Origin of the sequence: Parasynechococcus sp., assembly GCF_042954245.1 — a bacterium.
Taxonomy (GTDB): Bacteria; Cyanobacteriota; Cyanobacteriia; order PCC-6307; family Cyanobiaceae; genus Parasynechococcus.
This window is the reverse complement of the sequence record NZ_JBGKDP010000119.1, coordinates 1-5,409: the sequence shown is the minus strand read 5'-3', so window position 1 is coordinate 5,409 and position 5,409 is coordinate 1. Positions and strand designations below refer to the sequence as shown.

General features: G+C 60.7%; 7 protein-coding genes and 1 pseudogene. All 8 read right to left on the bottom strand.

Going from position 1 to position 5,409, the window contains the following annotated elements; translation table 11 throughout:
- Positions 1 to 460 precede the first annotated feature (460 nt).
- Positions 461 to 1,015 carry a hypothetical protein gene (locus ACGVJ8_RS05490; protein WP_392346157.1) on the bottom strand — a complete coding sequence of 185 codons (555 nt, stop codon included), beginning with the start codon at positions 1,013 to 1,015 and terminating at the stop codon, positions 461 to 463.
- Entirely contained in the window at positions 1,012 to 1,296 is a 285-nt protein-coding gene (locus ACGVJ8_RS05485) for a hypothetical protein (RefSeq protein ID WP_392346155.1), read from the bottom strand. Before ACGVJ8_RS05485 ends, ACGVJ8_RS05490 begins: the two co-directional genes overlap by 4 nt.
- Positions 1,297 to 1,331: 35 nt before the next feature.
- On the bottom strand, positions 1,332 to 2,888 hold the full coding sequence (gene crtH / locus ACGVJ8_RS05480; RefSeq protein ID WP_392346153.1) for a carotenoid isomerase: 1,557 nt from the start codon (positions 2,886 to 2,888) through the stop codon (positions 1,332 to 1,334).
- A 24-nt stretch (positions 2,889 to 2,912) separates the two neighbouring features.
- Positions 2,913 to 3,314 carry a hypothetical protein gene (locus tag ACGVJ8_RS05475; RefSeq protein WP_392346151.1) on the bottom strand — a complete coding sequence of 134 codons (402 nt, stop codon included), beginning with the start codon at positions 3,312 to 3,314 and terminating at the stop codon, positions 2,913 to 2,915.
- A complete protein-coding gene (locus ACGVJ8_RS05470) occupies positions 3,299 to 3,466 on the bottom strand; it encodes a hypothetical protein (RefSeq protein WP_392346149.1) in 168 nt (55 codons plus the stop codon). Before ACGVJ8_RS05470 ends, ACGVJ8_RS05475 begins: the two co-directional genes overlap by 16 nt.
- Complete coding sequence (trmFO, locus tag ACGVJ8_RS05465) at positions 3,463 to 4,833, bottom strand: FADH(2)-oxidizing methylenetetrahydrofolate--tRNA-(uracil(54)-C(5))-methyltransferase TrmFO (protein ID WP_392346147.1); 1,371 nt, start codon at positions 4,831 to 4,833, stop codon at positions 3,463 to 3,465. The genes ACGVJ8_RS05470 and trmFO overlap by 4 nt, the downstream gene beginning before the upstream one ends.
- A 47-nt stretch (positions 4,834 to 4,880) precedes the next feature.
- The gene (locus ACGVJ8_RS05460) at positions 4,881 to 5,003 is read right to left on the bottom strand and encodes a photosystem II protein Y (RefSeq protein ID WP_392346159.1); all 123 of its coding nucleotides are present in this window, start codon (positions 5,001 to 5,003) and stop codon (positions 4,881 to 4,883) included.
- Between the two features lie 193 nt (positions 5,004 to 5,196).
- Positions 5,197 to 5,409, bottom strand: a pseudogene (locus ACGVJ8_RS05455) (gamma carbonic anhydrase family protein); the annotation flags it as partial.

The window sequence follows — 5,409 nt, the reverse complement described above, 5'->3', positions numbered from 1 at the left end:
AGCTTGACCCTCGCTCTGGTGCAGTGCGATTGCAGACAGAGCAAGACAAGGGATTAGCAGGATGCCGCTCAAGCAAGCAGGCGAGAACGCTCGATGCGAGTGGCTTTCGGTGGTGCCGAGGCCATCGGGACCAAATTGTTTGCGCATTAGGGATTAATCCGCCTATGAGGCGGTACGAGGTGTTCGGGTTAGTGCGAATGTCCTCAGACTCGCCTTGGCGGGGATGTTTCCTTGAATAACAAAAACCTAACAGCATTTGCTCTTAGCGCAGAAGTAGGAGAAGGAAATCATTTGTGCTCCTGATGCTGAATGTCCCGGAAATCCCCCTATTTCCTGGCCTCTCAATGGAGAAGCAGAGCTTTCGGGCGTATGCCCCCACGAATGGAAGCTCGAATTACTTTGGCCCAGGCGTGCCACACCTAAAAACACAGGCCAAAAGCCTTGACACAACTGGCTTGATTCAGCCTGGATAACCCGCCGGCAAACTGATCCATCCCTGGGCCAGAGCCAGAGAGGTCAGCAGTTCACCGGCAATCATCACCACAGCCAATCCAGCCAGCAGTTGATAGGTCCAAGGCGGTGTCAGCCGCCCGATGCCCTTGGTCGACACAGTGGTGTTCGCCGCCAGAAGCTCCAGGAATCGATCAAAGCGCTCGATGCGTTGCGGCAAGAGCTGGTGGCGTAGATCGGCTGCCTTCACGTAATACACTGCCCCCCCCTGACTGGTGCCAACGGGAACCAAGGCCCGAATGTCCTGCCAACGCATGGTCCACCCCCGGCGCAGCAACCAACGGATCCAGGCGGGGTAACGCACCTGAATTCCCTCGGCATCGGTCTCCACCCGTTCACTCAACAAACCGATCACCAACACCAAGCTCAACAGAAGCCCAGCCACCATCAGCCAGCACGACTCGGCAGGGGCAATCAAAGGCAGGGGTAGCACCAAGGCCCCATACAGGCTGAGCAAGGTGAAGCGGATCAGGGGCGATAGCCCGAAGCGTTCGATGCCAGTCATCGGTCGTCCGGAGAACCCGGCAACGGTTCGATCAGTTCAGACGGTTGATAGGTGCCACCAAACACCTCCTGTTCACGGCCTTTCCAGAACTGGCCGAGACGCATCAGATCGGCATGGGCCTCCTGCACCTTCTCGAGGTACAGCTGAGGATCCGTCGAGTCCTTGACTTCCTTGAGCTTCTTGAGCCGCAACATCTGCAGATTCCAAGGTTTGGTCAGCTCACCCCTTTGCTCAAGGTAGCGGGCCAGATCGTCCGACGACGGCTGAAACTCAGGCGACATCCCAACTCCTACAGAAGACCACGCTAGGCAGAAGATCAGGCCGGCAGCGCCCAGGGGTTCAGGCCGAGGTCGGCCCCAACCCGATGGGCGCATGCAAACCCACTGAAGGCCACAGCATTGAGGCCCTGGCCGGGGAAACAGGAATCACCCACGCAGTAGAGGTTCTTCAACCCGGTGCGGTTGAACGGCATCGGCAGTAGTCCCGGCAATTGCATCGCAGGGATCGGGCCGTAGCTGCCCTGAAAGCGACCCAGAAAACGCCGGTGGCTGCGGGGCGTGCCGATTTCCTTGTGGGTGATGGCATCGGCGAGGCCGGGCAGAATCGCCTCCAGGCGCTGGATCAACCGTACCGCATCCGCCTCCTTTTTCTCGCGGTACTGGCTTGGGGTCAGCCCTTGCCACGCCTCCATCGATGACGGCGTAAAGGTATGAACGATGTGATGCCCGGCCGGGGCCAGATCCGGATCCAGCAGCGAGGGCATCGACACGAAGATCACCCCCTGCTCGTTTTCCATCCGGTTCCAGTCTTCGAGCAGGAGGTGATGGCAGTGGGTGCCGGCCGGAATCAAATCAGCCCGAACCCCCAGATGCAGCGACAGGAAGGAGGGCGAAGGCACATAACGCTTACGCCAGAACTGCTCCTTGCCGGGGGTGTGGGCAGCATCCACCAGGGATTGGGCGGAGCGATGCTGCTCGTCACCCGCTCCCGAGAAGGTGTCCCAGCGGGTGGCATTGGAGATCACACGCTTGGAACGGATGACCTCGCCATCGGCCAGCTTCACGCCAACCGCCTGATCGTTCTCGATTAACACCTCGGTGACTCGGGCCTTATAGCGGATAGCGCCGCCGTGGCGTTCCAATCCCTTCACCAGCTTTTCGGCGATCACGCCGACGCCTCCCCTGGGGTAGTTGATCCCCCCCGCATGCCGATCGGAAAACACCATGCCGGCATTGATCATCGGCGTGCGATCCGCCGGCATCACCGACCAGCAGAAGCATTCGATGTCTATGAACTTGAGCAGCTGCTCGTCCTTAATGTGCTCGCGGGCGACCGCTCCGACGTTGAAGGGAAGCCAGCGGGCCAGTCCCAAGCAGGCCAGTGGTGCCTTGAAGAACACCTTGGTGAGGTAAGCCGGATCCTCCAGCGAGAGAAGCGGCATGGCATCAAGGCAGTTGAATACCTGCCAGCAGGTCTCATAGAAGCGGCGGATCCCCTTCTCCTCATGCGGAAACCGCGCCGTGAGATCGGCGATGAACTGCTCGTAGTCGCGATCCACTGCGATGCGCAGCCCACCCGGCATGTGGTATTCGAGCTGGGCGGGGTCGGGGATGGTGTCACAGTGCTCCCCCACATCAGCAAGGGCACGGGTGAGCAGGTTGGTAAAACCCTTCTTGCCGAAGCCGAAGATCATCGAGGCCCCCACATCGAAGGTGTAGCCCCCACGCTTGAAGGCACCGCCACTGCCACCGGGGATCAGGTACCGCTCCAAGACGAGGGTCTTGGCTCCCTTCGCCGCCAACTGACTGGCGGTGACCAAACCACCGATGCCGGAACCGATCACAACGGCATCCCACTGCTGGTTCTCGCTCATGGCATCGCTTCTTTGGGGGTGACGCTAAGGGGCCGGCTGCGGCCTTTGACCTTGGCGGTGAATCGGCGGCATCACCGTGAGGATCACCTCAGTGCGCACCAGGCGTCCGAGTTCGGCACTGCAGCGGGCATCGATGTGATGGCGCAACCCATCAATTACCCGACTTTCCTGAGGCTGCAGCGCTGTCATCAAAGCGGTGTAAAGCGCCACCGGCTCCAGATGCAGCGGCGCAATGCTGTTCCCCCGCCACCAATCGATCAAGGTGGAGCAAGAGCTGCCGACACCAAAGCCGATCACCCCGAGCAGCACCAGGGAGCGAAACAGCACATACAGGGCTTCCTGGCCTTCGTAGCCATAGGGCCAGGCTCGATCCGGCGGCCGCACCACGTTGCGGCTGATGCGACTGGCAATCAAGGACGACCCCACCAACACGGCGGATAGAGGCCATCCAAGAGCAGGGCCGAGGATCCGGTGAGCACATGGGCGGAAAACCCAGCCAATGCCATCACTGCGTTGGCTCCGACCCCGAAGCGCAGGGAACGCTGTTCGATCCGGCGAGCCTCCGCAGGGGTTGTCATGCCGTCACGGTCTGGGGTTGGAAAGCCCGCATCGGCTCCAGATCCTGCAGGGCACGATCGCGGTAGGCGCCATAGCGCGCTCGCTTGTCGCGAATTCGTTCCGGCAGATCCGGCAACAGACCGAAATTGGGGGGCATCGGCTGGAACTTGGCCGTTGGTGCCTCGCTGACGAAATGGGTGAGTGCTCCACTCATGCATGTAGCAGGCAGATCGATCGGCTCCAGGCCCAGGGCAAGCCGGGCCGCATTGGTGCCGGCCAACCAGCCACCGGCCACGGCGGCGGCATAGCCTTCGGTTCCGGTGATCTGGCCTGCCGCCAGGAGGTTGGGGCGCTGGCGGAACTGCAGGGTGGGCTGCAGCAGCTGCGGCGACTCCAGAAAGGTGTTGCGGTGCATCACCCCGAAGCGCACGAATTCCGCCTGGCCCAGCCCGGGAATCATCTGCAGAACTCGCTTCTGCTCACCCCATTTGAGGTTCGTCTGGAAACCCACCAGATTCCAGAGGCGACCGTCCTTGTCTTCCTGCCGTAGCTGCACCACGGCGTAAGCGCGCTTGGCCCTGCGCACATCGCGATCGTTCACATCGCCCCAACGGGGATCCCAGAGCCCGATCGGCTTCAAGGGGCCATAACGCATGGTGTCTTCACCACGACGCGCCAACTCCTCAATCGGGAGGCAGCCTTCAAAAAAGGTGGCGTTGTTTTTGTCGAAGTCTTTGAGTTCCGCCTGTTCCGCCTCCAGCAGTGCCTGGCGGAAAGCCAGGTACTGCTCCTTGTCCATCGGACAGTTGATGTAATCCGCATCACCCTTGTCGTAGCGGCTGGCGCGGAAGGCCACCGACAGATCGATGCTGTCCCCATGCACGATCGGGCTGGCCGCATCAAAGAAGTGGCAGTCGGCACGGCCTGTGAACTGGCGTAGATCCTCCGCCAACGGTTCACTCGTGAGCGGCCCCGTTGCCAGAACGATGATTTCATTCTCTGGCGGCAGAGCTTGCTGCTCACGCCGTTCAATCGTAACCAGGGGATGCTGGTCGAGAGCTTCGGTGAGGGCAGTGCTGTAGCGACCGCGATCCACGGCCAATGCTCCACCCGCCGGCACAGCGTGGGTGTCGGCCGTGCCGATCACCAAAGAGCCAAGCCTGCGCAGTTCCTCCTGCAGCAAACCCGCAGCACGGTCGCTGCTAAGAGCGCCGAAACTATTGCTGCAAACCAGTTCAGCGAAATCACTACTGTGGTGCGCAGGGGAGCGTCGAATTGGACGCATCTCCACCAAGGTAACCGTAACCCCTGCACGGACGATTTGCCAAGCCGCCTCAGTACCGGCAAGGCCGGCGCCTAGAACGTTGACATGGGGAGATTGAGACAACCGGCTGTATCAAGCAGCCTTCAGCCTACGAAGCTTGCTTGTCTGGATCAGGCGCGGCTGCGCTTGAGCATCAGCTGCACCTGACCCACAGCCGCACGGCCGATGTTGAAAGCAGCCCAGCTGACAGCGGCCAGGATTGGGGCAACCACAAGGAAAAGGCGGGCATCGATACCCAGAACTTGGCCCGTGGTGATCACGCTGAAGGCCGAGTAACCGACGATCACCAGGATGAGGACCAGACCGATGGCAACTCGGACCATTCTTGAAAACGGAAATCTGTTTCGTCGATCTTACGGACTTCTCCATTGATCCCACGACCTTCCTTGAAAGCTGATCGAATTCGCAGCAATCAGACGATTGCGTTCAAGGCCTGATCTGGGCGTGGGATGCCGCCAATTGTGCGTAGCGCCGGGAATGGCAGCGCTGCTCATCAATCGCCTCAGGCGGTAATTCCCGCTTCACCACCGCTGGCGAGCCCATTACCAGGGTTCCGGGAGGCACATCTTTGGTGACCACGGATCCAGCGGCGACCAGAGCACCGGCACCAACGGTGACGCCATTGAGAACGATGGCGCC